The sequence below is a fragment of the Pseudomonas violetae genome, assembly GCF_023072615.1.
GTDB classification, from domain to species: Bacteria; Pseudomonadota; Gammaproteobacteria; order Pseudomonadales; family Pseudomonadaceae; genus Aquipseudomonas; species Aquipseudomonas violetae.
Genome location: NZ_JAKNRW010000018.1, coordinates 62015 through 84236 on the forward strand (window position 1 = coordinate 62015; position 22222 = coordinate 84236).

19 protein-coding genes are annotated in these 22222 nt (G+C 58.8%); 4 read left to right on the plus strand and 15 right to left on the minus strand.

The annotated features are described in order from the left end of the window. Positions 1 to 124: 124 nt before the first annotated feature. Both L9059_RS19505 and L9059_RS19510 read left to right on the plus strand, forming a co-directional pair. Positions 125 to 805: a heavy metal response regulator transcription factor gene (locus L9059_RS19505; RefSeq protein ID WP_247292566.1), complete on the plus strand. Its 681-nt coding sequence runs from the start codon at positions 125 to 127 to the stop codon at positions 803 to 805. Beyond that, positions 805 to 2154 (plus strand): heavy metal sensor histidine kinase, encoded by a 1350-nt coding sequence (locus L9059_RS19510; protein ID WP_247292567.1) that lies wholly within the window; start codon positions 805 to 807, stop codon positions 2152 to 2154. The genes L9059_RS19505 and L9059_RS19510 overlap by 1 nt, the downstream gene beginning before the upstream one ends. An 83-nt stretch (positions 2155 to 2237) precedes the next feature. On the opposite strand, the gene L9059_RS19515 is transcribed toward L9059_RS19510, so the two are convergent. From L9059_RS19515 to L9059_RS19555, 9 genes are all read right to left on the minus strand, one after another. Continuing rightward, a complete protein-coding gene (locus tag L9059_RS19515; RefSeq protein ID WP_247292568.1) occupies positions 2238 to 3737 on the minus strand; it encodes an S-type pyocin domain-containing protein in 1500 nt (499 codons plus the stop codon). A gap of 94 nt (positions 3738 to 3831) precedes the next feature. After that, positions 3832 to 4107 (minus strand): bacteriocin immunity protein, encoded by a 276-nt coding sequence (locus L9059_RS19520; RefSeq protein WP_247292569.1) that lies wholly within the window; start codon positions 4105 to 4107, stop codon positions 3832 to 3834. Positions 4108 to 4193: 86 nt separating this feature from the next. After that, a complete protein-coding gene (locus tag L9059_RS19525; RefSeq protein WP_247292570.1) occupies positions 4194 to 4670 on the minus strand; it encodes a DUF6392 family protein in 477 nt (158 codons plus the stop codon). After that, positions 4667 to 5002: a hypothetical protein gene (locus L9059_RS19530; RefSeq protein ID WP_247292571.1), complete on the minus strand. Its 336-nt coding sequence runs from the start codon at positions 5000 to 5002 to the stop codon at positions 4667 to 4669. Before L9059_RS19530 ends, L9059_RS19525 begins: the two co-directional genes overlap by 4 nt. A gap of 305 nt (positions 5003 to 5307) precedes the next feature. Beyond that, positions 5308 to 5583, minus strand: coding sequence for a bacteriocin immunity protein (locus L9059_RS19535; RefSeq protein ID WP_247292572.1), 276 nt, complete (start codon positions 5581 to 5583; stop codon positions 5308 to 5310). After that, positions 5580 to 8150: an S-type pyocin domain-containing protein gene (locus L9059_RS19540; RefSeq protein WP_247292573.1), complete on the minus strand. Its 2571-nt coding sequence runs from the start codon at positions 8148 to 8150 to the stop codon at positions 5580 to 5582. Before L9059_RS19540 ends, L9059_RS19535 begins: the two co-directional genes overlap by 4 nt. Positions 8151 to 8308: 158 nt before the next feature. Continuing rightward, complete coding sequence (locus L9059_RS19545; RefSeq protein WP_247292574.1) at positions 8309 to 9553, minus strand: lipoprotein-releasing ABC transporter permease subunit; 1245 nt, start codon at positions 9551 to 9553, stop codon at positions 8309 to 8311. Positions 9554 to 9616: 63 nt separating this feature from the next. After that, entirely contained in the window at positions 9617 to 10300 is a 684-nt protein-coding gene (lolD, locus tag L9059_RS19550) for a lipoprotein-releasing ABC transporter ATP-binding protein LolD (RefSeq protein ID WP_247292575.1), read from the minus strand. Positions 10301 to 10307: 7 nt separating this feature from the next. After that, on the minus strand, positions 10308 to 11558 hold the full coding sequence (locus L9059_RS19555; protein ID WP_247292576.1) for a lipoprotein-releasing ABC transporter permease subunit: 1251 nt from the start codon (positions 11556 to 11558) through the stop codon (positions 10308 to 10310). Between the two features lie 94 nt (positions 11559 to 11652). Here L9059_RS19555 and L9059_RS19560 point away from each other — a divergent pair, with 94 nt between their 5' ends. Both L9059_RS19560 and L9059_RS19565 read left to right on the plus strand, forming a co-directional pair. After that, complete coding sequence (locus tag L9059_RS19560) at positions 11653 to 12234, plus strand: PilZ domain-containing protein (protein ID WP_247292577.1); 582 nt, start codon at positions 11653 to 11655, stop codon at positions 12232 to 12234. Between the two features lie 14 nt (positions 12235 to 12248). Beyond that, positions 12249 to 12971: a glycerophosphodiester phosphodiesterase gene (locus L9059_RS19565; protein ID WP_247292578.1), complete on the plus strand. Its 723-nt coding sequence runs from the start codon at positions 12249 to 12251 to the stop codon at positions 12969 to 12971. Positions 12972 to 13013: 42 nt separating this feature from the next. On the opposite strand, the gene sthA is transcribed toward L9059_RS19565, so the two are convergent. The 6 genes from sthA to L9059_RS19595 form a co-directional block, all read right to left on the minus strand. After that, positions 13014 to 14408, minus strand: coding sequence for a Si-specific NAD(P)(+) transhydrogenase (sthA, locus tag L9059_RS19570; RefSeq protein ID WP_247292579.1), 1395 nt, complete (start codon positions 14406 to 14408; stop codon positions 13014 to 13016). Positions 14409 to 14593: 185 nt separating this feature from the next. After that, on the minus strand, positions 14594 to 15643 hold the full coding sequence (locus L9059_RS19575; protein ID WP_247292598.1) for an FAD:protein FMN transferase: 1050 nt from the start codon (positions 15641 to 15643) through the stop codon (positions 14594 to 14596). Positions 15644 to 15684: 41 nt separating this feature from the next. Continuing rightward, positions 15685 to 17124, minus strand: coding sequence for an efflux transporter outer membrane subunit (locus tag L9059_RS19580; RefSeq protein WP_247292580.1), 1440 nt, complete (start codon positions 17122 to 17124; stop codon positions 15685 to 15687). Positions 17125 to 17133: 9 nt separating this feature from the next. Then, on the minus strand, positions 17134 to 19284 hold the full coding sequence (locus L9059_RS19585; RefSeq protein WP_247292581.1) for a glycosyltransferase family 2 protein: 2151 nt from the start codon (positions 19282 to 19284) through the stop codon (positions 17134 to 17136). Between the two features lies 1 nt (position 19285). Beyond that, positions 19286 to 20530, minus strand: a complete 1245-nt coding sequence (locus L9059_RS19590; RefSeq protein ID WP_247292582.1) for a hypothetical protein — start codon at positions 20528 to 20530, stop codon at positions 19286 to 19288. Next, on the minus strand, positions 20527 to 21732 hold the full coding sequence (locus L9059_RS19595; RefSeq protein ID WP_247292583.1) for an HlyD family secretion protein: 1206 nt from the start codon (positions 21730 to 21732) through the stop codon (positions 20527 to 20529). Before L9059_RS19595 ends, L9059_RS19590 begins: the two co-directional genes overlap by 4 nt. Between the last annotated feature and the right edge of the window lie 490 nt (positions 21733 to 22222).

A 22222-nucleotide genomic window follows, 5' to 3' on the forward strand; every position in this document is an offset into this window, starting at 1 on the left:
GTAGAAAACTCTAAACTGCTGCTACTGCCCGCAACCTGACAGGCAGATTACAAATTTGTCAGGTTGGCCAGCGCTCGCGCGGCCCACGGTATAAAGCCTTCGTTCCATTGACCCCGAGCTTTCCATGAAACTGCTGATCGTCGAAGACCAAGCGAAAACCGGCCAATACCTGCGCCAGGGCCTGACCGAGGCCGGGTTCAATACCGAACTGGTGGCGGATGGCAGCACCGGCCAGCAACTAGCCTTGAGCGGCGACTATGCTCTGCTGATTCTAGATGTGATGTTGCCCGGGCGCGATGGCTGGCAGATCCTGCAAGCGGTGCGCAGTGCCGGCCTCGACACGCCGGTGCTGTTCCTGACCGCCCGGGACGCCGTGGAAGACCGGGTACATGGCCTGGAGCTGGGGGCCGACGATTACCTGGTCAAGCCCTTCGCCTTCTCCGAATTACTGGCGCGGGTGCGCAGCCTGTTACGCCGTGGCAGCGCCCCGCCCCAGGACACCAGCCTGCAACTGGCCGACCTGCGCCTGGACCTGATTCGTCGCCGGGTGGAACGCAGCGGGCAGCGCATCGACCTCACCGCCAAGGAATTCGCCTTGCTGGAAATGCTGTTGCGCCGCCAGGGTGAAGTGCTGCCCAAGTCGTTGATCGCTTCACAGGTGTGGGACATGAATTTCGACAGCGACACCAACGTCATCGAGGTGGCCATCCGCCGGTTGCGCCTGAAGATCGACGATGATTTCCCCAACAAGCTGATCCACACCGTGCGTGGCATGGGTTACGTCCTTGAAGAGCGTCCTGCCTGATGCGCCGCCTGTCCTTGAGCAGCCGTCTGGCCCTGCTGTTCGCTGCCTGCACGGCGGTGGTTTCGCTGATCGCCGGTGTGCTGTTCAGCCGGGCGAGCGAGGCGCATTTCATCGAACTGGATCAACAGTTGCTGGACGGAAAATTGATTGGTTTGCGTCGGGCGCTGCACGACATTCAGTCCAGCGAAAGCCAGGCCAGGCTCGCCGATGAATTGAGCCGCCAGGCCGACCTGGCGCTGCGCATCACCGGGGCCGACGGCCAGCGCTGGTATGACAGCTCGGCGCAATTGCCAGGACAACTGCCATTGACCGAGGGCTTGTCCACCACCAGCCATGCAGGCACAGACTATCGAGTGCTGAACGCCCCGCTCTACCCGGGCAAACCCGACTCGCCGCAATTGACCCTGTTGCTCGACATCACCCATCACCAACACTTTCTGCAGCGCATGCAACGTCTGATCTGGCTGACCGTCGGCCTCTCGGCGCTGGCCACCGCGCTGCTCGGGGCCTGGGCGGCGCGCAGTGGCTTGCGGCCGCTACGGCGCATGAGTGAAGTGGCGCGAGGGGTGTCCGCCCAGTCGCTCAAAGCACGATTGCCCGAAGCGCAGATGCCACCCGAACTTGCGCAAATGGCCCACCACTTCAACGCCATGCTGGAACGTCTCGATGACTCGTTCCAACGCCTTTCGGCCTTCTCCGCCGACATCGCCCATGAACTGCGCACACCGCTGTCAAACCTGCTGACCCACACCCAGGTCACCCTCACCCGCCCGCGCCCTATCGAGGACTACCGCGAAGCATTGCACAGCAATCTCGAAGAACTGCAATGGATGGCGCAACTGGTCAACGACATGCTGTACCTGGCCAAAGCCGACCACGGCCTACTGATGCCCAAGCGCGAACCCCTCGAGCTGGCAGAGGAAGTGGAGGCGTTACTGGAGTTCTTTGCTCCGCTGGCCGAGGACGCACAGGTGACGCTCAAGCGTGACGGCCATGCCCGCCTGCAAGGCGACCGCATCATGTTGCGCCGGGCGCTGTCCAACTTGCTGGACAATGCGTTGCGGTTTACCCCGGCCGGGGGCGAAGTTCGGGTGTGGATTGTCGATGAAGCCAATGGCTTGAGGCTGATGGTTGAAAATAGCGGAGAAGGAATTGACCGGGCGTTGCTGCCACGCCTGTTTGATCGATTCTACCGGGCAGATCCAGCGCGCCATGAAGGCCGCAGCGAGCATGCGGGTTTGGGATTGGCCATTACCCAGTCGATCATTCGTGCCCATGGTGGGCAGATTCGTTGTGAATCGCAGAATGGGTGGACGCGGTTTGTGGTTGAGTTACCGAAGGGGAATTGAGGCCCGATGGGCCGGCTGCTTGTGGGGCCGGCTTGCCAGCGAAGAATGGACGTGATCGGGCGCGTGGTATCAAGCGAAATTGGTTACGTGACTCGACTTCCGAACACAACATACAACGGATCAAGCCCTACCTCGCGGGGGAAAACCACGATGTAGTCGTCAATCGGTGCGTCTTCGGCGTTACCGGTCAGGGGGTCAAGCGTCGGCACCGGCGAAGAGGATACAAATCCAACACGTTGTGTTGGTGGCGGTGCTGCCGGAACAGACGTTTCGATAGCAACCGTTGCAGACCAGAGAACAGTGATCGATGCAGAACCATCAGCAGTAAAACTGAATGAATTCGGTTGCTCGCCGCGTTGTGCCTCACGGACCCGCACACGCGATGCAGAAATATTGCGCCGCGACGCTGTAATGTGGACCTGCTCCAAAAACCTGACTTCGCGCAGCCCCCTGAACATCGATCCGGGTTTAGCGGGCACTACAGCCGAGCCCATCCTGAAAGGCATGTCGACTTCAGATCGGTTCGCCGCCAATGACTGCCAGTTTTGCCCCTCGATGGGCAGAAGTTCGGACAAAGGGATACTGAGACCGAAGACCTTAACATCGGCACGACTGGTAAATTCGAACTGCAATACAGCTGACCGATGTCCTTGATCGGCAGGCGCGACTGACGTGTTGCGCCAGGTAAATTCCGCAACCGCCGAACGAATGGATTTTTGCAGATCAATCTGCTGGGAAAACTGCAAGGCAGGTGACTCGTCTTCCAACAGCAGATCGGGACGTTTTCCAGCGATGACCAGCGACGCATGGATCTGGCGAGCAGTCAGGGCCGGACTAAAGCCCGCCAACGTACGCGAACCGATCAACTTCTGCTGCGCGGTTGTCAACAACACTTCGGCTTCATCGTGCAGGGCCCGATGGTGCTGATTAATCGCCGCCAACCGGGCGATGTAGCGATCGTAGGTTGCATTGATTTGTTGAGCGATGCCCTGCCATTGCGTCTGCTCCGACCATGCATATTTCAGATTGCTCTGCGCACTGTTTTTGGCGAACTCGATGCGCATTTTAAAGAATTCGAACTGCCTGGTGCTCAGGTACGAGTCATGCTGGGCGAGTTCCAGTGCACGGATATTCTTTTCCTGTTCGGAAACATTAAGCGAAACGCTCTGCAATGAGCGCAAGTGCTGGATCCGCTGTGCGAAAACACCGAACGCCTGATCAGCGGCTTGTTCTGAACCCGCCACGTCTGCTGCAAGCTTCTGTACCTCAGCCAAGCTACGCTGCACAGGGGTCATTTGCACAAAGGGAGGCGAAACGAAAATACCCTCGTCCTTGAATGCGGCAAGGCCTTGCGTGCGATGCCATTGCCTGACGAGATGCACAACGGTGTCCGGGCCGTCTGCCAGGCCTGTCTCGTCAGAGGTAAACAACAGATCCGACCCACTAGGGTGACCGACGACCCGATCGAAATGATTGATCAATCGGTTATGGTCCTGCCGGGGTAGATCGACGGCCCAGATCCGTTCAACCAGCGTCTGGAATTCTGAAGCGGTGTAATCCATGAGTGTTGGTTTAAGTTCCATCTTGATTCATCCTTGAATTTCTTTGGCAAACAATCGTAGACAATGGCACTTGCTCGGCTCTGAGCAAGTGCATTTAAATAGTCAACGAGGCAGGTTAATCAGGTTTAAAGCCGGGTTTGTTATTGGCCGCGCGCCATTCTTTGACTACTCTTAGTACATCTTCCGGCGTACTCTCGCGGCCTTCCTTTGGGAAAAAAATCACGTCTGAACGGTCAGGATGCTCAGTCACCAACTCAAAATGCATCACCCCTTTATCTATAAAATCTTCAAACTCATCAGGAGACAGGTCGTCTCTCTCTTCGTATAAACCTCGTAAGAACTGTAAAAATTCGGCTTCTGTATAGTCTTCATATTTCTCTCTCATATTCATGATTAGCCCCATCCCCTATGAAAATGAGTATATCGCCTTGCACCTGCTTACTACTGATATTCAGGTGCAGGCAGGCCTACTAAACTTCAATCGTGACCTTTGTCAATCAAGGTAAAGACCAACGTTTTCACTTCCATGGCCGCGGTGTATTGAAAGACAACCTTTTTGCCCGGATAAATAGCAGGATCCAGCGGATAGGATTCCCATCCACCTGTTTGGCCCATGGGCTGAGGCATTTTTATTGGGCCTGTTGACTCCATTGGCTCGCCGAAGAGCGCATGCACATCGGACTGGGTCATTTCTGATTCATATGGCGCGGGAAGTTCGCCTTTGTACTCAACCGTTGAAGGCGTAGATTTTTTTAAAGTGACAAACAATGTTTCAAGCCGCTTGGTTTCCGCCCAGAATGTAAGACTGATACCAACTTCCGGCGCCATGTCTACTAAATCACAATCGGGGTACAACGCCTTCGGCGGCCTTTTGAAATGAACACCTTGCGCAAGCAATTCATCGTGGTTTTTTCCCAGCGCTTTTATCCACGCCTCAATTGTCACAGCACTCATAGGTACCATCCTTGCTCAATATGGAGCTCATGTAATTTCACGCGAGCAGCCTCGATGTCTTTGTCGGTAAACCCTTGTTCAAGTAAACCCAGCTTGATTGCATCAAAATTTCTATCCACCGCAAGTCGTGGATCAACTGCGTCATCCATTTGTTTGGATGCATGATTTCGTCCACCATAGGTTTCGCTGAATCTACGGTGAATCTCCGTAGGTATCGCGATGCTTGGAGCTTTTTTCAGAAAATCCTCGCGCTCGTACATATCGGCTTCTGGAAATCTCTCTTTTATGTACCTGTCCAGCGCCCTCCGCGAAGGAATATGGTCAATATCCAACCCATCCCCTCTACTCCGACCACTGAGTTCGTTATACGGTCCGACCTCCAACAGCTCAACCGGAGGCCCAGCGAAAACCAGTCGGGGAGAAGGTAAATCCTCCCCCCCCGGATATGGTCCTGCCGGGGTAGATCGACGGCCCAGATCCGTTCAACCAGCGTCTGGAATTCTGACGCGGTGTAATCTTTTAATGTTGGTTTAAGTTCCATCTTTGGTTCTTCCTTGAATTTCTTTGGCAAAAAAATCGTAGACAATGGCACCTGCTCGGCTCTGAGCAAGTGCCGTCAAATTGTCAACGAGGCGGATCATTCAAGCTTGAAGCCTGGTTTGTTATTAGCCGCGCGCCATTCCTTAAGTCTTTTTAGTACTTTTTCAGGTGAGCTCTTAGCGCTCTCTCCCGGAAGGGAAAAAGCATGAATTCCATCTGGATGCTCAGCAATTGCCTCGAAATGCAATATTCCTTTGATTATAAAATCGTCGAAACCATCATCAGATAGATCACGCTTATCTTCAAAAAGGCATCGAAGAAATTCTAGAAACTCTGCCTCTGTATAGTCTTCAAACCGCTCTTTAAATGTCATTGCTCCTCCGCCCCTTTGCCATGTAGAAGAATATGCCGCTTGGGTGTCATAACTACCAAATTATCCATGTCGTACACGGCACCGCCCTGCGCAACCTCAGAAACATGATGAATCTCAAATTTCATACGCCCACCATTCCTGTCTCTAGGCAGCGCCAAGGGAGCCTTACCTTTTCGCATCAAATCCAAATCGATTGATATGAATTGAGCGCTGAATTTAGGATCCGCAGCAACCGCCTTCCAAAACGCACGCCTAAACCCATGAAAATTCCTGAACTCCTGCAATCGCAACTGATCTGCAATCTGCGAAGGTATTGGCGCCCCATCTTCTCGCGCTGCCTCACCCAACCATACCCCTGAAACCGCCTGCCCTACCCCAGTTGCAACGCCCGGATCGTCCCGTCGATCCCGAAACAAAGCATCCGGCGAAGGCAGTTCCATATCCCCCGGATACCCAGGAATACTCGCACCAATCTCCCCTTCGTCAACAGCCGGAAACGTCTCGTTTGGTGGTAGGAGCGGGATGACAGGGTTGCCGGGATAAACCAATGGATCGATTGGCGTGGTGGGCGATGTCGTCGAGCCGAGGTGTTCAGTGCCGGGTGGCACCAGCGGTTTCCAGCTGCTGGCCGGCGGGATTGGCCAGGGCGTAACCGCAGGCACGACCCCAAGCCAACCTCCGGCACTGTTCGGCGTCTTGATGCTGATTTTGTCGAGGTTGAATGCATCGTCCCAGAACGCCGACCGCTCCAGATAGCGCAGTTCGAATTCACGATTTTCGCCGACCCAAGTGCTTTTGGGCGCAATAGGCGCGAAGCCTTGTTCTATGCGATTTTTGTTCAACTCATTGAACGAAGACACCAGCGCTCGATCCTCTCCGAGCGTTTGCCACAGCGCTTCATTGAAGGACTCGAACGACGTGAACTCCCGGCCTCGAAACTGATCGCCGATCTGAGCAGGGATCGCGGCCCCCGCAGGTTGAGTAGCAGAGTTCAACCAATCCGCCGTTGCAGGTTGACCAGTCCCGGTGACATTACCTGTGCCCATCGGATCAACCTGGAAGGATAGGTAGATCGGCTCCAGGCCAGGCACGCAGACGATGCAATCCTGAATACGCCAATCGACACCGACCGGCATGTCTTGAAACTGAGGTTCCGACACGGTCAGGCGTGTCTGGTCAGAGACCGTCGAAGTCGACGCGGCTTGTGGTGTGAACTGCACATACCTTTTCGGTGATCCGGGTATCTCGGCGGTGTGCTGACCAGTCAAAGGATCCAGTACTGCATTCACCACCGGGACGCCGGGATCAACCTCGCCCCCTGTGTCAGTGACGATGACGGCCGTATTGCCCTCCGGTCCGGCCAATACTTTGAGTCGGCGCCCAGACTCCACCGACCCGCCTGCGTCAGCGATTGTTTGCAGCTCCTGGCTGTCGTAAAGATCCAGTGCCTGTGCGGGGACGGCGACAGCATGGAACAAGCGAGTTCGCTGTTCCGGAGTCAATTCCCCGTTAGCCAATTCAGATGAGTAGGTCATGCCCCCGACGAATATCGCAACCTGCGGAACAGTAAGCGTTTCTAAGGCGCTAGCGACAGCTCCCAATCCGGATGCTGCCCGCGTCATTGCGAGCGCCAGTTCATCAACTGCTCCAGCAACCCATAACCCGCGGGGATTGAACAGCATTGAGGCAGCGGATAACGACGACGCAACAGGCAAACCCAACGTATTCGCCTGCCTGACCCGCTCTAACCGCGCATTTTCATCGGCCTGTTGCTTGAAGCGAATGCGCGCATCGCGTTGTTCGGCGAACTGATGGTGCCTTTCCCAGGTGGCCAACCTCTCTACCCAAGCGGCATGGTCCCTGACCAACGCATTGGATTTTTCGTTGAGCGTGGTGATCTGTGCCGAGAGCAGCCGGGCTTCGTGAGCAGCGTTGTAAGCGCTCTCCCAGCTGTCGTGGCCGTCATTGAGCGCATCGCCAAACTGCCCAAGGCGACCCAGGTATTCCATGGACGTGCGCGTGAGCGGATCAAACCCGTCGAAGGATCGCGCAATCCGGTTTTTTTCATTGAACTCGCTGGTTTTGCGGGAGATGAGCCCATCGATCAGGCTTTTTTGCTTCTCGACGGCATGTAGCTGCCAACGCTCGCTTATGGGTACGCCAACACCTGGCTCACGCATCGCTGAAATTTCGCGTTCAAGCGATGCGGCAAGCTGTCCAGCCTTTGCTGCGTAGCTTTGGTCATGCTGGGCACGGAGGGAGTCATGGCGCGCCTGCATCGCTGCAAGTGCTTGCTGTCGTGTCTGTAAGCGGGCGTATTCTTGAGCCTGTACAGCCGCGGCGGCTGCCTTAATCCGTTTTTGTTCCTGCGCTTGCAAGTACGCTTGCTTGGCCCGCCTGCGAGCTTCTATTGTCTTTTTGCTGGGGCCACTGAATGCCCCGGATGCGCCGACGCGGTTACCGCCAAAACTGCCGCCCCCCGAGCCGCCACCACCACCTGACGCCGGCGGGCCGGACCTGATGACTACATCTCCTGACGATCCATCGCTTGAAGTGTTTTGTGCCATACAGTCTCTCCTTGTCTGTAGGGCACAGCATGTCGACGGGGTGTTTCTCAGGTGCGGTATATATTTATGGGGTGGGATTTTATCTAATGCTAACTACCGCCTTCGCCGCGATGAGGCGACCCGACAAGCCGGGCTCAAGGATCAAGCGGTATCAGCGTTTATGAATAACGCAACGCGTGAGCCGGCTCGATCTTCGCCGCGCGCCACGCCGGATAAACCGTGGCCAGAAAGCTCAATACGAACCCCGCCGAGCAGATCAACAGCACATCCCCACCCTGCAACTCCGAAGGCAGGTTACTGACGAAATACACATCCGAACTAAAGATGTGTTGCCCGCTCACCCGCTCTACCCAACCCACCAGTTCGCTCACATTCAGTGCCGCAATCACCCCAAGCACACCACCAATCAAGGTCCCGACGATGCCGATCACCGTACCCTGCACCATGAAGATCGCCATGATCTGCCGTGGCGTGGCACCGATGGTGCGCAGGATCGCGATGTCCGCGCCCTTGTCGTTCACTACCATGATCAGGGTAGCGATGATGTTGAAGGCCGCGACGGCGACGATCATCAACAACAGCAGGCCGATCATGGTCTTTTCCATTTTCATCGCACTGAACAGGCTGCCCTGGGTGTGGGTCCAGTCGTCCGCCTGGTAGGCACTGCCGAGACTGCTGGCGATATCGCTGGAAACCTTCGGCGCCGCGTACAAGTCTTTTACTGCCAGGCGCACGCTCTGCACCTGGTTCGGCTGCCAGCGTTGCATCTGCGCGGCATCAGCCACATGGATCAGCGCCATCGAGCCGTCCAGCTCGGCGCCGACCTTGAACACGCCGACCACGTTCAGGCGCTGCATGCGCGGCGTGATACCGCCCGGTGCAGTGCTCACTTCCGGCACGATCAGGGTGATCTTGTCGCCAACATTCAAGCGAAAACGACGGGCCGTGATTTCACCGATTACCACGCCGAACTCACCTGGCTTCAGCGCATCCAGGCGACCCTGGACGATGTGTTTGGCGACGATCGACACCTGGCCTTCGAGCGCAGGGTCGACGCCGCTGACCTGGATCGGCTGCATCGCGCCCTTGTAGGACAGCATGCCTTCCATCTCGGTGAACGGCACGGCGGCAGTCACTTCGGGATTTTTCATCGCGGCGGCGGCTACCGGCTGCCAGTCATCGATCGGGTTGACGCCGACGATGGTCGCGTGCGGCACCATGCCGAGGATGCGCGAGCTCATTTCGCGCTGGAAGCCGTTCATCACCGACAGCACCACGATCATGGCCAGCACGCCCAGGGCGAGACCGATCATCGAGGTCATCGAGATGAAGGACACGAAGCGATTGCGACGCTTTGCGCGAGTGTAGCGCGCGCCGATGAAGATCGATAACGGTCTGAACATTCGCAGGGGCACCGTATAAAAATAAATGACCCGAGGTCGTTGCAAACCTCGGGTTTCGACCAGTCAGATGGGAGTCAGGCGACCATCCTGCAAGTGCAGGACGCGATCCATCTGGCGGGCCAGGTTCATGTCGTGAGTCACCACCAGGAACGCCGTGCGCATCGAGGTGCTGAGTTCCAGCATCAAGTCCTGGATGCCTTGGGCGGTGTGGGAGTCGAGGTTGCCGGTCGGCTCGTCGAGCATTACCAGGCCAGGCTTGTTCACCAGGGCGCGGGCGATGGCCACACGCTGGCGTTCGCCACCGGACAGTTCGGCCGGCTTGTGCTCCAGGCGATGGCCCAGCCCTACCCGCTCCAGCAACGCCGTGGCACGCTGGCGCGCCTCAGGAATTGCAGTCTTGCCAATCAGTAGCGGCATGCAGACGTTTTCCAGCGCGGTGAACTCCGGCAGCAAGTGGTGGAACTGGTAAACGAAACCCAGCGACCGATTGCGCAACAGACCGCGATTCTTCTCACTCAGGGCCGACAGCTCTTCACCGTCGAGCCACACACTGCCCTTGGTCGGCGTATCAAGGCCGCCCAACAGGTTCAGCAAGGTACTCTTGCCCGAACCCGAGGTGCCGACGATCGCCACGCGCTCGCCCGGGTGCAACTCCAATTGCAGACCGCCCAGAACCTCTACCGATTCCGGGCCCTCCTCGTAGGATTTGCCCAGGTTGCGGCAGCTCAGGATTGCTTTTTCACTCATACCCAATTCACTCATAACGTAGCGCCTCCGCAGGCTGGGTGCGCGCGGCACGCCAGGCTGGATACAGGGTGGCGAGGAAACTCAGGATCAACGCGGCGGCACACACCATCACCACGTCCTGGCTCTGCACTTGCGACGGCAGGTAATCGATGAAGTACACATCGGCGTTCAGGAACTTGTGGCCGATCAGGCCTTCGAGGGCCGAGATCGCCGCGCTGACGTTCAGCGCAGCGAAGATGCCCACAACGGCGCCTATCAGCGTGCCCAATACCCCGATCACCGTGCCCTGCACCATGAAGATCGCCATGATGGTGCGGGGCGTGGCGCCAAGGGTGCGCAGAATCGCGATATCGCCCTTCTTGTCGTTCACCACCATCACCAGGGTGGAGATGATGTTGAACGCGGCCACGGCCACAATCAGCAGCAACAGCAACCCGATCATGGCTTTTTCCATGCGGATCGCCTGATACAGGTTGCCGTGGGTGCGGGTCCAGTCACGCGCGTAGTAATGGTCTTCGCCGAGTTGCTGGGCGATGTTCCACGCAGTTCGCGGCGCCTGGAACAGGTCATCGAACTTGAGGCGGATGCCCTGCACCTGATCCGGCTTCCAGCGATGCAGCCTCGCCAGGTCCTGGAGGTTGGTGACGCCCAGGTAACCGTCGATCTCCCCGGCGCCGACATGGAAAATGCCGACCACGGTAAAGCGTTTCATGCGCGGAAACATCCCGGCCGGGGTCACGGTGACTTCCGGCGCGACAAAGGTCAGCTTGTCGCCGATGGCGGCACCCAGCTTGGCGGCGGCCTTGTCGCCGATGACGATGCCAAAACTGCCGGGGGCCAGGTCGTCGAGTTTGCCCTGCAACATGAACTTGTCGATGATCGAGACCTGGCGCTCCAGCGCAGGGTCGATGCCATTGAGCAGCACCTTGGACACCTTGCCGTTGTTGGTTAGCAAACCCTGCATCTGGGTAAACGGCGCTACCGCCGTCACCTGCGGGTTCTGCTTGACCTTGGCTGCCAGGCTTGGCCAGTCGTTGATCGGTTCACCGGACTCGATGGTCGCGTGGGGCACCATGCCCAGCACGCGGGTGCGCATCTCATGATCGAAGCCATTCATGACCGACAGCACCACAATCATCACGACCACGCCCAGGGCGAGTCCGATCATCGAAGTCAGGGAAATGAACGACACAAAATGATTGCGACGCTTTGCACGGGTATAACGCGTGCCAATAAATACGAAGAGAGGTCTGAACATGTCGGGGCTTGTTCGGAGGGAAAAGGAACGTCCTTGTGGCGGGGGTCGATAACCAGCTTTACACTCAGACCACCGCCGCTACCATGGGTTCGCCATGTCGACATTAGATGAAGAAGATCGTCGCGAATACTACCGTATCGATGACACGATCGCACTGGAAATTCGGCCCCTGTCCGCTGCCGAAGCCGCGGGCCAGGAAGTGTTGCAGGATGCTTCACCGCTGTTCAACCTGCTCAGTGAATTGCACCTGAGTGAATTCGAATCGCAACACCTGTTGCGCCAGATCAGTGAGCGCGACCGCAACCTTGCGGCATTCTTGAAATCCCAGAACAAACGGATCGACCTGCTGAGCCAGGTGATAGCCATCACCGTGCTTGGGCAGATTGGCGAACCGCAACCGGTGATCATCTCCGAAGGCGGCATCGACTTTCAGCACCCCACGCCTGTCGCCGCCGGGGCTCACCTGTCGATCAAGCTGGTGTTGATGCCTCAGGCCCTTGGCCTGTTGCTGCGCGCCCGGGTCACCCATTGCGATCCCAAGGACGATGGCTACGACATCGGTACCGAGTTTGAACACCCGACCGATGCCCAGCGCCAGTTGCTGGCACGCTACATCTTGCAGAAGCAGGCCCAGGAACGTCGCCTGGCCCGCGAACAAAACGACTCAGGCCTCTAATTTAAGGAAGAACCGTGACCCTCATCTACGGCCATCGCGGCGCCAAGGGCGAAGCACCGGAAAACACCCTGACCAGCTTTCAGGAATGCCTCAAGCACGGCGTGCGCCGCTGCGAACTGGACTTGCACCTGTCCAAGGACAACGAGCTGATGGTCATCCATGACCCGACGCTCAAGCGCACCACTGACCGGCGCGGCAAGGTCGTCGAGCATACGGCGGCGGAGTTGGTGACCTACGACGCGCGCAAGGGCGGCCCGGGCTGGATCAAGCCGTGCCCGATTCCGACCCTGGAAGAGCTGTTCGAGAAATGCGATTTCGAGCACTGGCAGCTGGAAGTCAAAAGTGCGTCGCGCAGTCGCGCCGCCACCACCGTGCTGGCGATTCGCGAAATGGCCCAGCGTTTCGGCATGCTCGACAAGGTCACGATTACCTCGAGTTCACGTGAAGTGTTGAAGGCCGCGCTGGATCTGGTGCCGGACGTGTCTCGCGGGCTGGTAGCCGAGTACGCCTGGCTCGACCCGCTGAAGGTCGCGCAAAGCTATGGCTGCGAGTTCCTCGCATTGAACTGGACCCTGTGCACGCCGGAACGCCTGGAGAAGGCGCAGCGCCAGGGGCTACACGTGTCGGTATGGACAGTCAACGAGCCCGCGCTTATGCGCAGGCTCGCCGACTTCGGCGTTGACAGCCTGATTACAGACTTTCCCGGTTTGGCCAGCGCCACGCTCGAGAATTGCTGAAATCGGTCTCCCCGGCCGGCTCAGGCCACCGGCCGGAGCCGCTCAAAAAAGCCGGTTGAGGCCATCGTATGCCGCTACCCGATAGGCTTCGGCCATGGTCGGGTAGTTGAACGTGGTGTTGACGAAGTACTTCAGCGTATTCAGATCACCCGGCTGGTTCATGATTGCCTGACCAATGTGCACAATCTCCGACGCTTGATAACCGAAGCAATGAACGCCCAGCACTTCCAGGGTCTCGCGGTGGAACAGGATCTTCAGCATGCCTTGTGGCTCGCCGGCGATCTGCGCTCGCGCCATGCCCTTGAAGAACGCCTTGCCCACTTCGTACGGCACCTTGGCCTGGGTCAACTCCTGCTCGTTCTTGCCGATCGAGCTAATCTCCGGGATGGTGTAGATGCCAGTCGGCACGTCATTGACGAAACGCCAGCTATGGTTGTCGACGATGCTGCCGGCGGCCGAACGACCCTGGTCGTGAGCAGCACTGGCCAGGCTCGGCCAACCAATCACATCACCGGCACCGTAGATGTTCGGCTTGCAGGTGCGGTAGGCCTCGTCCACTTCGATCTGGCCACGGCTGTTGACCTTCACACCAATGTTTTCCAGACCCAACTGATCGGTGTTTCCGGTTCGGCCGTTACACCATAGCAAGGCATCGGCCTTGATCTTCTTGCCGGACTTGAGGTGCAGGATCACACCGTTGTCCACGCCTTCAACGCGGTCGTAGTCTTCGTTGTGGCGAACCGTGATGTTGTTGTTGCTGAAGTGATAGCTCAGTGCCTGGGAAATTTCCGAGTCGAGGAAGCTCAGCAACTGACCGCGGTTGTCCACCAGTTCAACCAGCACACCCAGGCCGCTGAAGATCGAAGCGTACTCGCAACCGATCACGCCGGCGCCATACACGATGAGTTTGCGCGGGGTGTGGCCGAGGCTGAGGATGGTGTCGCTATCGTAGATACGCGGGTGATGGAAATCGATATCCGCCGGGCGATAAGGACGCGAGCCGGTGGCGATGATGATGTGCTTGGCCATCAGTTTTTCGACCACGCCGTTGGCACAGACGACTTCGATGGTTTGCTCATCGGCGAAGCTGCCGGTGCCAAAGAATACGTCGACGCGGTTGCGGGCGTAGTAGCCGGTGCGCGAAGCCACTTGTTTGGAAATGACTTTCTCGGCGCTTTTGAGCACGTCCGGGAACGAGAACCAGCGCGGCTCACCAATGGCCCGGAACATCGGGTTGGTGTTGAACTGCATGATCTGCCGGACCGAGTGACGCAACGCCTTGGACGGGATGGTGCCCAGGTGGGTGCAGTTGCCGCCGACCTGGCGACGGCTATCGACCATCGCCACCTTGCGCCCTGCTTTGGCGGCGTTCATTGCCGCGCCTTCTCCTGCCGGGCCGGAACCCAGCACCACCACGTCGTAGTTGTAGACAGCCATGCGTACTCCTCAGAACAGGCCGCGGCGCCATCGGCACCTGCGGCTAAATCACGCCATCTGCGGCGTGAAGGAACAATTTGGGGCCAGTGCAGAACCCGGACACAGTCTATAGAAGCGTCAACGCCGCGCACATTAACCCTTGGTCGCGTCGTAGGCTAGTTTTGCCTGCACTACAACGCCAGCGTTCATTGCTTTTTTTGGGGTTCTGCGCCACTGAGCTGCTCAAAAGCCTCATTAGTGCGTATGACGAAACCGGTATCGGTACGAATCACAAAAAAAGCACCGATAGCGTGTGTTGCCGCGTAGTCCCAACCGCGCTGCGGCCCGAGAATCAGCAACAGCGTCGATAAGCCATCGGCCATCAAGGCCGAAGGATGAATGACTGTGACTGAGGCCAGGGTGTGCGAGACCGGCGCACCGGTGTGTGCATCAAAGGCGTGGGAATAGCGCCGGCCATCCTGCTCGAAATAATGACGGTAGTCACCGGAAGTGGACACCGCGTAGTGATCGAGCGCGATGATCCGCTGGGCAACCTGTTGGTCATCGCGCGGCTCTTCGAGGGCGATCCGCCACGGGGTGCCGTCGAGTTTGCGGCCTGCCGCCTTGAGTTCCCCGGTGGCTTCAGCGAGGTAGTCGTGGATGCCCATGGCTTCCAGGCGTGCGGCGATGGTATCGACCGCATAGCCGGCGGCGAGGCTGTTGAAGTCGACTTCGACGGCGGCGTCCTTGCACAGCTGATCGCCTTGGATGCGCAAATGCTGATAACCAACTTGCTGGCGCACCTGGGCCAGTGCTTCGGCGCTCGGGACTACTTCCTTGCGCGATTGCGGCCCAAAACCCCAGAGGTTGAGCAGCGGCTCGACCGTCAGGTCGTAGGAGCCTTCGCTCTGCTGTGACAGCATCTGGCCGACGCGGACCAATTCGAGGACGGGCGCGGGCATGTTCCGGCATTGGTGGGCAGGCAGATGGTTAAAGCGCTCGATGTCGGAGTCGCTGCGGTAGGTCGACATCTGTCGGTCGACCTGGGCGAGGATTTTTTCCACCTCCGCCTGCACTTCAGTGGGCGCGGGAAGGCCGGCGCGGTGCACATATTTGATTGAATAGGAACTGCCCATGGTGGGGCCGCCGAAACTTTCCATGGCGTTGCCGTTGCCGCAGCCGGACAGGACGGCAAGCAGCCCCAGAACCCCTCCTTTCCACGCGCTCAACACATCTCTCCAGAATCCCTGACACATCACCAAGACGAGCCATTATGCATGACCGTCCAACCCTCTACTCAACGCTCGGCCACCTTCAACAACCCACTCCACCCCCCACCCAACGACTTGTACAACGTCACCTGATTAATCTCCCGCGCCAACTCCAGCTGAGCCCACTTTTGTTGCGCGTCAAACAGCGAACGCTGCGCATCCATGGTCGAAAAATAGCTGTCCAGCCCAGCCTCGAAACGCAGGCGGGACTGGCGATAAGCTTCCTGATAGTCCCCCACCAGTTTCTTCTGGAACTCCACTTGGGTCAGCATCTCCTGACGCGCATTCAAGGCATCGGCCGCTTCCCGAAAGGCGTTCTGCACCGTGGCCTCGTACGCCGCTGTCTGCCCGTCAAACCGCGCATGACTGGCGTCCACTTGCGCGCGCCGCGCGCCCCCATCGATCAATGGCAATGACCCCGCCAGTGCCACCGTCCAGAATTCCGCCGGGCCGGTGAGCAGGCGTGAGAAGTCCCCGGTCAGGCTGCCCAATGCAGAGGTCAGGGAAAAGGTCGGAAAGTAGGCGCTGCGCGCGGCACCAATATCGGCATTGGCGGCGCGCAGTTGGGCCTGCGCGGACATGATGTCGGGGCGGCGCTCGACCAGTGATGCCGGCAGACCGGCCGGTACGTCCAGCGTTGCCAACTGCTCACCGAGCACTCCCGTGGGCAGCAAACCCGGCGGCACCGGCTGCCCCACCAGCACCCGCAGCGCATTGCTGTTCTGCGCCACTTGCATCCGATAGGTGTTGACCTGCACAGCCGCCGTATTGGTCTGCGCATCGGCCTGGTGCACATCGATTCGTGCGCTGGAACCCAGGTTGAAACTCTTGCGCAGCAACTGCCCATAGCGGTCCTGGGACTTATAAGTGTTCTGGGCCAGGTCGAGCAGGTGCTGATTGGCCTTGAGTGTCAACCAAGTGCTGGCGACTTCGCCGATCAGAGCCAGGCGCGCTGCCTGGTAATCCCCCTCCGAGGCTTCGAACCGAGCCCCAGCGGCATTACGCTGGCTGCGAATTCGACCGAACAGGTCCAGCTCGTAGGAAGTGAAGCCGCCAGTGGCCTGGAAGGTGTTGGCGATGCTGCCAGCGCTGTCGCCGCCATTAGGCGTGCGGACCAGCGGCGGCAACTTGCTGCGTCCGGCGTAGGTGTCTATGCCGATTGTGGGAAAAAGTCCGGACTGCGCACTGGCATAACCCGCCCGCGCCTCTTCGACACTGGCAGCGAACTGACGCAGGCTGCGGTTGTTGGCCAGGGCCATGTCGATCAGCTGGCGCAGGCGGTCGTCGACCACAAAGCCTCGCCAGTCCTTGTCGAACGCCTGCTTGCCGACGCAGCACTCGCCGGCAGTGTTGGCCGGCCATTGCTGATCGATTGGCGCCTCGGGTTTCTCATAGGTCGGCTCCAGCGAACAACCGCCCAGCAGTAGCAATGAAATGAAGCATGAGGTCGGTAAGCAACTGTTCATGGCGTGCACCTAAAATCGTTGGCCGAGCAGAGCTCGCAAGGGTGAGAGCAACAAAGACCAAAGTCCCGACCGACTGGCGCTGAGGTGCGGCAGTGGCTGCTTACGCGAACGCACACTGACCGGCCGCCAGCGACGCCGGGGCATGTAGGACAATGCACTGGTCGGCGCAGGCAAACGGGGCGCCGCAGATTTTTCGCCGAGCAATGAGCGCCGTAACAAGGTGCCGAAGGCCAGCCCCGGCTCGGCCTTGCTGACGACATTGATCGTCGCATCGCTGAACAGCCGCGCAATCAGCCGTCGCCGCAGCGGTTCATCAAGCTCGGCAAACCTCAGGCCCAGTTGATTGTCTCCGTGATTGCGCATGACCTCGACATCGAGCCAACCGAGTTTGTCGACCCACATCTGCCCACACAGCCCCGGCTTGATCGATGAGGCGAGCGCGCACTCGAACGACGCGCCACTGAGGGAAATATCCACCAGCCGCCCGGGCAGCACCTTGCCGCCAAACCGGAACCCGGTGGGTTTGTCGAACGGAAAACGCTCCTCACCGTGTAACCGCGGGCGATCCACGCAAGCGACCAGCGTCGCCAGGTTGTAGACCAGCGCGACCACGGTCCAGCACAGGTTGAACAGCATGTTGCCGTCGAACGAGGCCGCGGTGCTGATCGCGATGTAGGCGCCAATTTGCGAGAACAGCGTCAAGGCAAAAAAGAACCCGAACAGCTTCCAGTGCACCATGGTTTTGCTGCGATCCAGGCCTTTGGCGGTCACTTTGAACGGGCGCCCGAACGGGCGGATCATCGCACTGGCAATGGTGGCCGTCACAGCCAGGGAAGCCACGATCTGTGTAACTTCGGTGAAAATCGGCAAGGTGCGCCGGTCCGTGACCCAGGTGCCGTAGCCCCAGAACGCAATCAGCGCCGGCATGCCAAACGCGAGAAAATCCATCGGCGTGGCGTAGAAACCGGCGATGCCGAAGTACCAATACAGCACCGGCGACACCAACATCATCAGGATGAAGGGCTTGGAAAACCAGTGCATCAGCCCATGGATATAGTGCAACCGGTCATTGAACGTGTAGCCGCTGCCGCGCAACGGGCCGTCCTTGAGCAATGCCACCTGGATGGTGCCCAGGCACCAGCGCCCGCGTTGGTTGATGTACTCGGTCAGGCCTTCGGCCGATAAGCCGATTGACAGGCGCTCATTCAACCAGCGGGTGACATAGCCTTTCTGCAGCAGCCGGTAGGTGGTGTAGATGTCTTCGCAGACCGAGCCTGTAGGAAAACCGCCCATCTCATTGATCAAATCACGCCGCACCACGAAGGACGTGCCGACGCAAAAGGCCGCATCCCAGCCATCCTTCGCCGGCTGAAACACGTCGAAAAACACTCTTTGCTCATCGACCCAGCAAGCCGATGTGCCCAGGTTGTGCTGAATCGGGTCGGGGTTGTAATAAAACTGCGGGGTCTGCACCAGGCCGACTTTTGGGTCGTCGAACAAGCCCAGGGTGCGCAACAGGATCGGTTGCTGCGGTGCGAAATCGGCATCCAGCACCAGTATGTAAGGCGCGTTACTGCCGGCCGCCGACTGGCGCAAGCCGTTGTTCAGGTTGCCGGCCTTGGCGTGGGCGTTGTCGGGGCGCCGCGCGTACTGCACACCGATCTCGGCGCAGTAATCGCGTAACCAGTCGCGGCGCGTATCGTCAAGCACCCAGATGGTGAAGTTCGGGTAGTCGATGGCCTGGGCGGCAATAATGGTTTTTTCCAGGATTTCCAGGCCTTCGTTGTAGGTGGCGATGAAGATATCAACTGCTGGCGCGCTCACGCCTTGGGCGCGCAAACGTCGCTCGCCGGCGTCGGCGTCCTTGCTGTGATCGGAGCGACACAGCATCACCACGATGGAAAACAGCGTGTAGCCGATTGCCAGCATCTCGAAGAACAAAAAGGCGTAGGCCCAGACCGTGGCGAACCCGGAGTGGCCGTCGGGCAGAGTGTCGCGAATCCGCCAGGCCGCGTAGTTGAGCAACAGCAACGCGGTGACGGCGCCGAATCCAGCACGCGCAGCCCATTGGTCCCGATGGGTCAGGCAGGTGAACAGAATCACCGCCGCCAGGGTCCAGAAATTGATTTGCAGCAATTGCAACGAGTCCAGTGCCTGCATGTCAGTCAGCCTCTAGCGAACCGGTAAAGGGATTGACGCCGGTGGCCGCAATCGCCGCCCACGCCGTGGCGCCCAGGTGAGGCAGGTGGTAATAGAAAAAATCGTTTGTGACCGAGTCCGGGCCTATGGCCAGCCCGGTACTGATGCGCTCTGCCGGGGTTGCAAACAGCCAGCCATTGCCCGCTTCCTGGGCCAGCAAAACACTCCACAGTGGCAGCGCCTTGTCTCCCAGGCCGTTCAGTTGCGCGACCGCAGCGGCTTGCGCGGTGCCTTCGGTCCACAAACCATCGGGATCGCGGTTGAAGCCGTAACCGGCGCCGGCACGGTGCGCGCGATCCACGAAAGCGAAGACCCGACGCCAATCCCCGGGCGGGTCGTGCAAGGCAATCAACGGCCATATCTGCGCATCCAGTCCGGAACGCAGGCGGTCCGATGTCTGGCCATCCGCCCCGGTGCCGATCAGAAAGCGCCCTTCTGTTGCGTCCCATTGACTGGCGACAAACTGCCGGGCGATCTGCGCCTGTTGCGCCGTTGCCGGGTCCGGGGCCAGGGCGTCGAGGGCCGACCAGGCAGCCGCCAGGTCGACGTTGTGCTCGGTGGACTTCCAGCTCTGCTGGATCTGCTGGTTGAAATAGCCGTAGTAGCCACCACTGAAGCCGGCCGGTGCCTGGGCGTCGTAGGTATTTTCCTGCGACCAGCGCAGGACTTTCCTCGCTGCTTCCAGATAGGAACGTTCGCCGCTTTGGCGAAAGGCCTCGAGCAACGCCAACGCTGCCCAAGCCTGGTTACCGGTAGCACTGCTGACTTGATAGGCGTCCTGATTCCAAGCGTTGCGTTCGGTGCTCCAGTAGCCGGGCAGCTTCATCGGCGGCGCACCCACAGGGCCGGCAGCGTAGGCGTTGCGCAAACGGCCATCGTGATATTCGGGATCGTGGTTGATGGCGAAGACCAGGGCATCGGCGATGCGCCGCGCCGACCCGGCCTTGCCGCAGGCGAACAAGGCAATGCTCGCCAGAGCGTTGTCGTAAGTGAACGCCACCCCGCGCAAGGCCAGGATGGGCGCCGGCTGACCATTCAACGCTGGGTAACTGGCCACCAGCACCGGCCCCGCCGGCTGCGTGGTCACGGCGCGATCGAGCGCGGCGCAGGTCATGGTCGCCAGTTGTGGCCTGGCCGCGGCCGCCAATGTCGAGGCGCCAGTGCCCATGAGCAGCACGCTGACAATACTGCGCAAGAGGCCGTTCATGGCCGCGACACCTCGGCACTGGCCCACAGCCCGGGGTTGCAGGTCATGGCGCGCTGGCTATCGGTGAGGTCGGCGGCAAAGGTGCCGACCACATACACCGAGTTCTGCTCGGCGTAGGGAAACGGCACGCTGTAGGAGTTGGCGCGAATGTCCGAAGCGCTGGATAACAACTGCACCACGCTGGCCTTGAGCGGTTCGGCAAGGCCGCGGATTTTCACCGTCAGCACGCTGTCGCGGTCGATCTTGCTGGCCATGCGCTCGGGAAATACCGCAATCACGTAGCTCTGACCGCAATCGGTGGCGCGCAGCAAGGTCGAACCGGCCTGTACCAGGGTGCCCTGGGGCGCCAGGAGTTCCTGGACAGTACCCGGCGAATAAGCCACGACATCGTAACCGGCCATCAGCTTGACCCGGTTCTGTTCGGCATCGATCAAACGGTTGAGATTGTCGAGTTCCTGTTGATAGGTCTCCCGATTTCGCGCCTGATTTTCCAGGCTGAGCTTGAGCGTGGTCATTTGCGCGCTCAGGTCAAACATGCGCAGCTGATCGGGGTCGAGGTACACCTGCTTGTTGGCCGCACTGACGTCGCCGTCGTTAATGCGTAACTGTGAACGAACCGACTCGGCCGCACCTTGCAAAGAAGCCAGCTGCGCTTTCGACGAGGCCACCACCGCGCCACTCACCGCCCCTTGCACGAACAACTCCAGGTTGCGCTCGACGGTTTCCCGGGCGTCCATCAACCGCGCACTGGCAGCACTGCTTTCGGCCCTCAGGGCTCTCTGGGTAAAGAGTTGCCGGGTATGAAAGGCGGTCTGGTACTGCTGGCTGGTTTTTTCCAACGCCTCGTAATACTGCTGATCATGTTCGGCCTGGCTGGCCGAGGATGATATTTGCTGTTCAAGGGTGAGCCGCCGTGTTTGCAGGGTCAGCAAGGTTTCCTGATTCGCTCGCGGGTTTTCCACCACGGCGATTTTCTGGCCTTGGACAAAGGTCGCGCCGGGTTTGACTTCCAACGCACTGACCACGCCATCGATGGGCGTAGTGAGCAGGATCACCGGCGCATTTAAAATTGCCCGGGTGGCAGAGGCCGACACCAAGGGCATCAGCAGTGTCGACAACAGTAACCAGACGACAAACCCGAGGACTCCCAACCCCACCAGGCGGGGAAGCAACGACAGCAATCTTGAGCGTTCTTCAGCCATGTTCAACTCTCCCGAGAGACCAACCGCGTAAAAGCCAGGCAATAACAGGCCATGACCGCGAAACACTTTCGGCAGGGTGAGCAATACGAAACAGGGCGCTGCACGGCAACTAAGCCGGAACAGTTTTAATTGGATTTATAGTGATGTGAGCAGGAATGAGATCCCTGTCTTTTTGGAGAGTTGTAACTTGGCGCACAAGCAAAAAATCGACGAAGCCCGAGGCAGAGCGGGCTGTCATAGGCGACACTAGTTTCAGTGCGCGAGAGTGTCAAGCCTTTGAAGGAAACAATTAAATGACGCCAATTAGATAACGCTATTAAAATTCAACCCGCGAAACAACTTGTGTCGCGATTAACCGGCAACTGCTTATTTTGCTGGAAGTTTATCCTTGTCATTAACCAACACACCGGCATCAGCAAATCAGATGATTATTAACTCTCGGCAAAGAAGACTAAAAAGTTATAAGCACACCGCACAACAAAAACGCCCC

Coding starts and splice junctions, on each gene's coding strand:
- L9059_RS19505 (WP_247292566.1), top strand. CDS start 125: ATGAAACTGCTGATCGTCGAAGACCAAGCGAAAACCGGCCAATACCTG.
- L9059_RS19510 (WP_247292567.1), top strand. CDS start 805: ATGCGCCGCCTGTCCTTGAGCAGCCGTCTGGCCCTGCTGTTCGCTGCC.
- L9059_RS19515 (WP_247292568.1), bottom strand. CDS start 3,737: ATGGAACTTAAACCAACACTCATGGATTACACCGCTTCAGAATTCCAG.
- L9059_RS19520 (WP_247292569.1), bottom strand. CDS start 4,107: ATGAATATGAGAGAGAAATATGAAGACTATACAGAAGCCGAATTTTTA.
- L9059_RS19525 (WP_247292570.1), bottom strand. CDS start 4,670: ATGAGTGCTGTGACAATTGAGGCGTGGATAAAAGCGCTGGGAAAAAAC.
- L9059_RS19535 (WP_247292572.1), bottom strand. CDS start 5,583: ATGACATTTAAAGAGCGGTTTGAAGACTATACAGAGGCAGAGTTTCTA.
- L9059_RS19540 (WP_247292573.1), bottom strand. CDS start 8,150: ATGGCACAAAACACTTCAAGCGATGGATCGTCAGGAGATGTAGTCATC.
- L9059_RS19545 (WP_247292574.1), bottom strand. CDS start 9,553: ATGTTCAGACCGTTATCGATCTTCATCGGCGCGCGCTACACTCGCGCA.
- lolD (WP_247292575.1), bottom strand. CDS start 10,300: ATGAGTGAAAAAGCAATCCTGAGCTGCCGCAACCTGGGCAAATCCTAC.
- L9059_RS19555 (WP_247292576.1), bottom strand. CDS start 11,558: ATGTTCAGACCTCTCTTCGTATTTATTGGCACGCGTTATACCCGTGCA.
- L9059_RS19560 (WP_247292577.1), top strand. CDS start 11,653: ATGTCGACATTAGATGAAGAAGATCGTCGCGAATACTACCGTATCGAT.
- sthA (WP_247292579.1), bottom strand. CDS start 14,408: ATGGCTGTCTACAACTACGACGTGGTGGTGCTGGGTTCCGGCCCGGCA.
- L9059_RS19575 (WP_247292598.1), bottom strand. CDS start 15,643: ATGTGTCAGGGATTCTGGAGAGATGTGTTGAGCGCGTGGAAAGGAGGG.
- L9059_RS19580 (WP_247292580.1), bottom strand. CDS start 17,124: ATGAACAGTTGCTTACCGACCTCATGCTTCATTTCATTGCTACTGCTG.
- L9059_RS19585 (WP_247292581.1), bottom strand. CDS start 19,284: ATGCAGGCACTGGACTCGTTGCAATTGCTGCAAATCAATTTCTGGACC.
- L9059_RS19590 (WP_247292582.1), bottom strand. CDS start 20,530: ATGAACGGCCTCTTGCGCAGTATTGTCAGCGTGCTGCTCATGGGCACT.
- L9059_RS19595 (WP_247292583.1), bottom strand. CDS start 21,732: ATGGCTGAAGAACGCTCAAGATTGCTGTCGTTGCTTCCCCGCCTGGTG.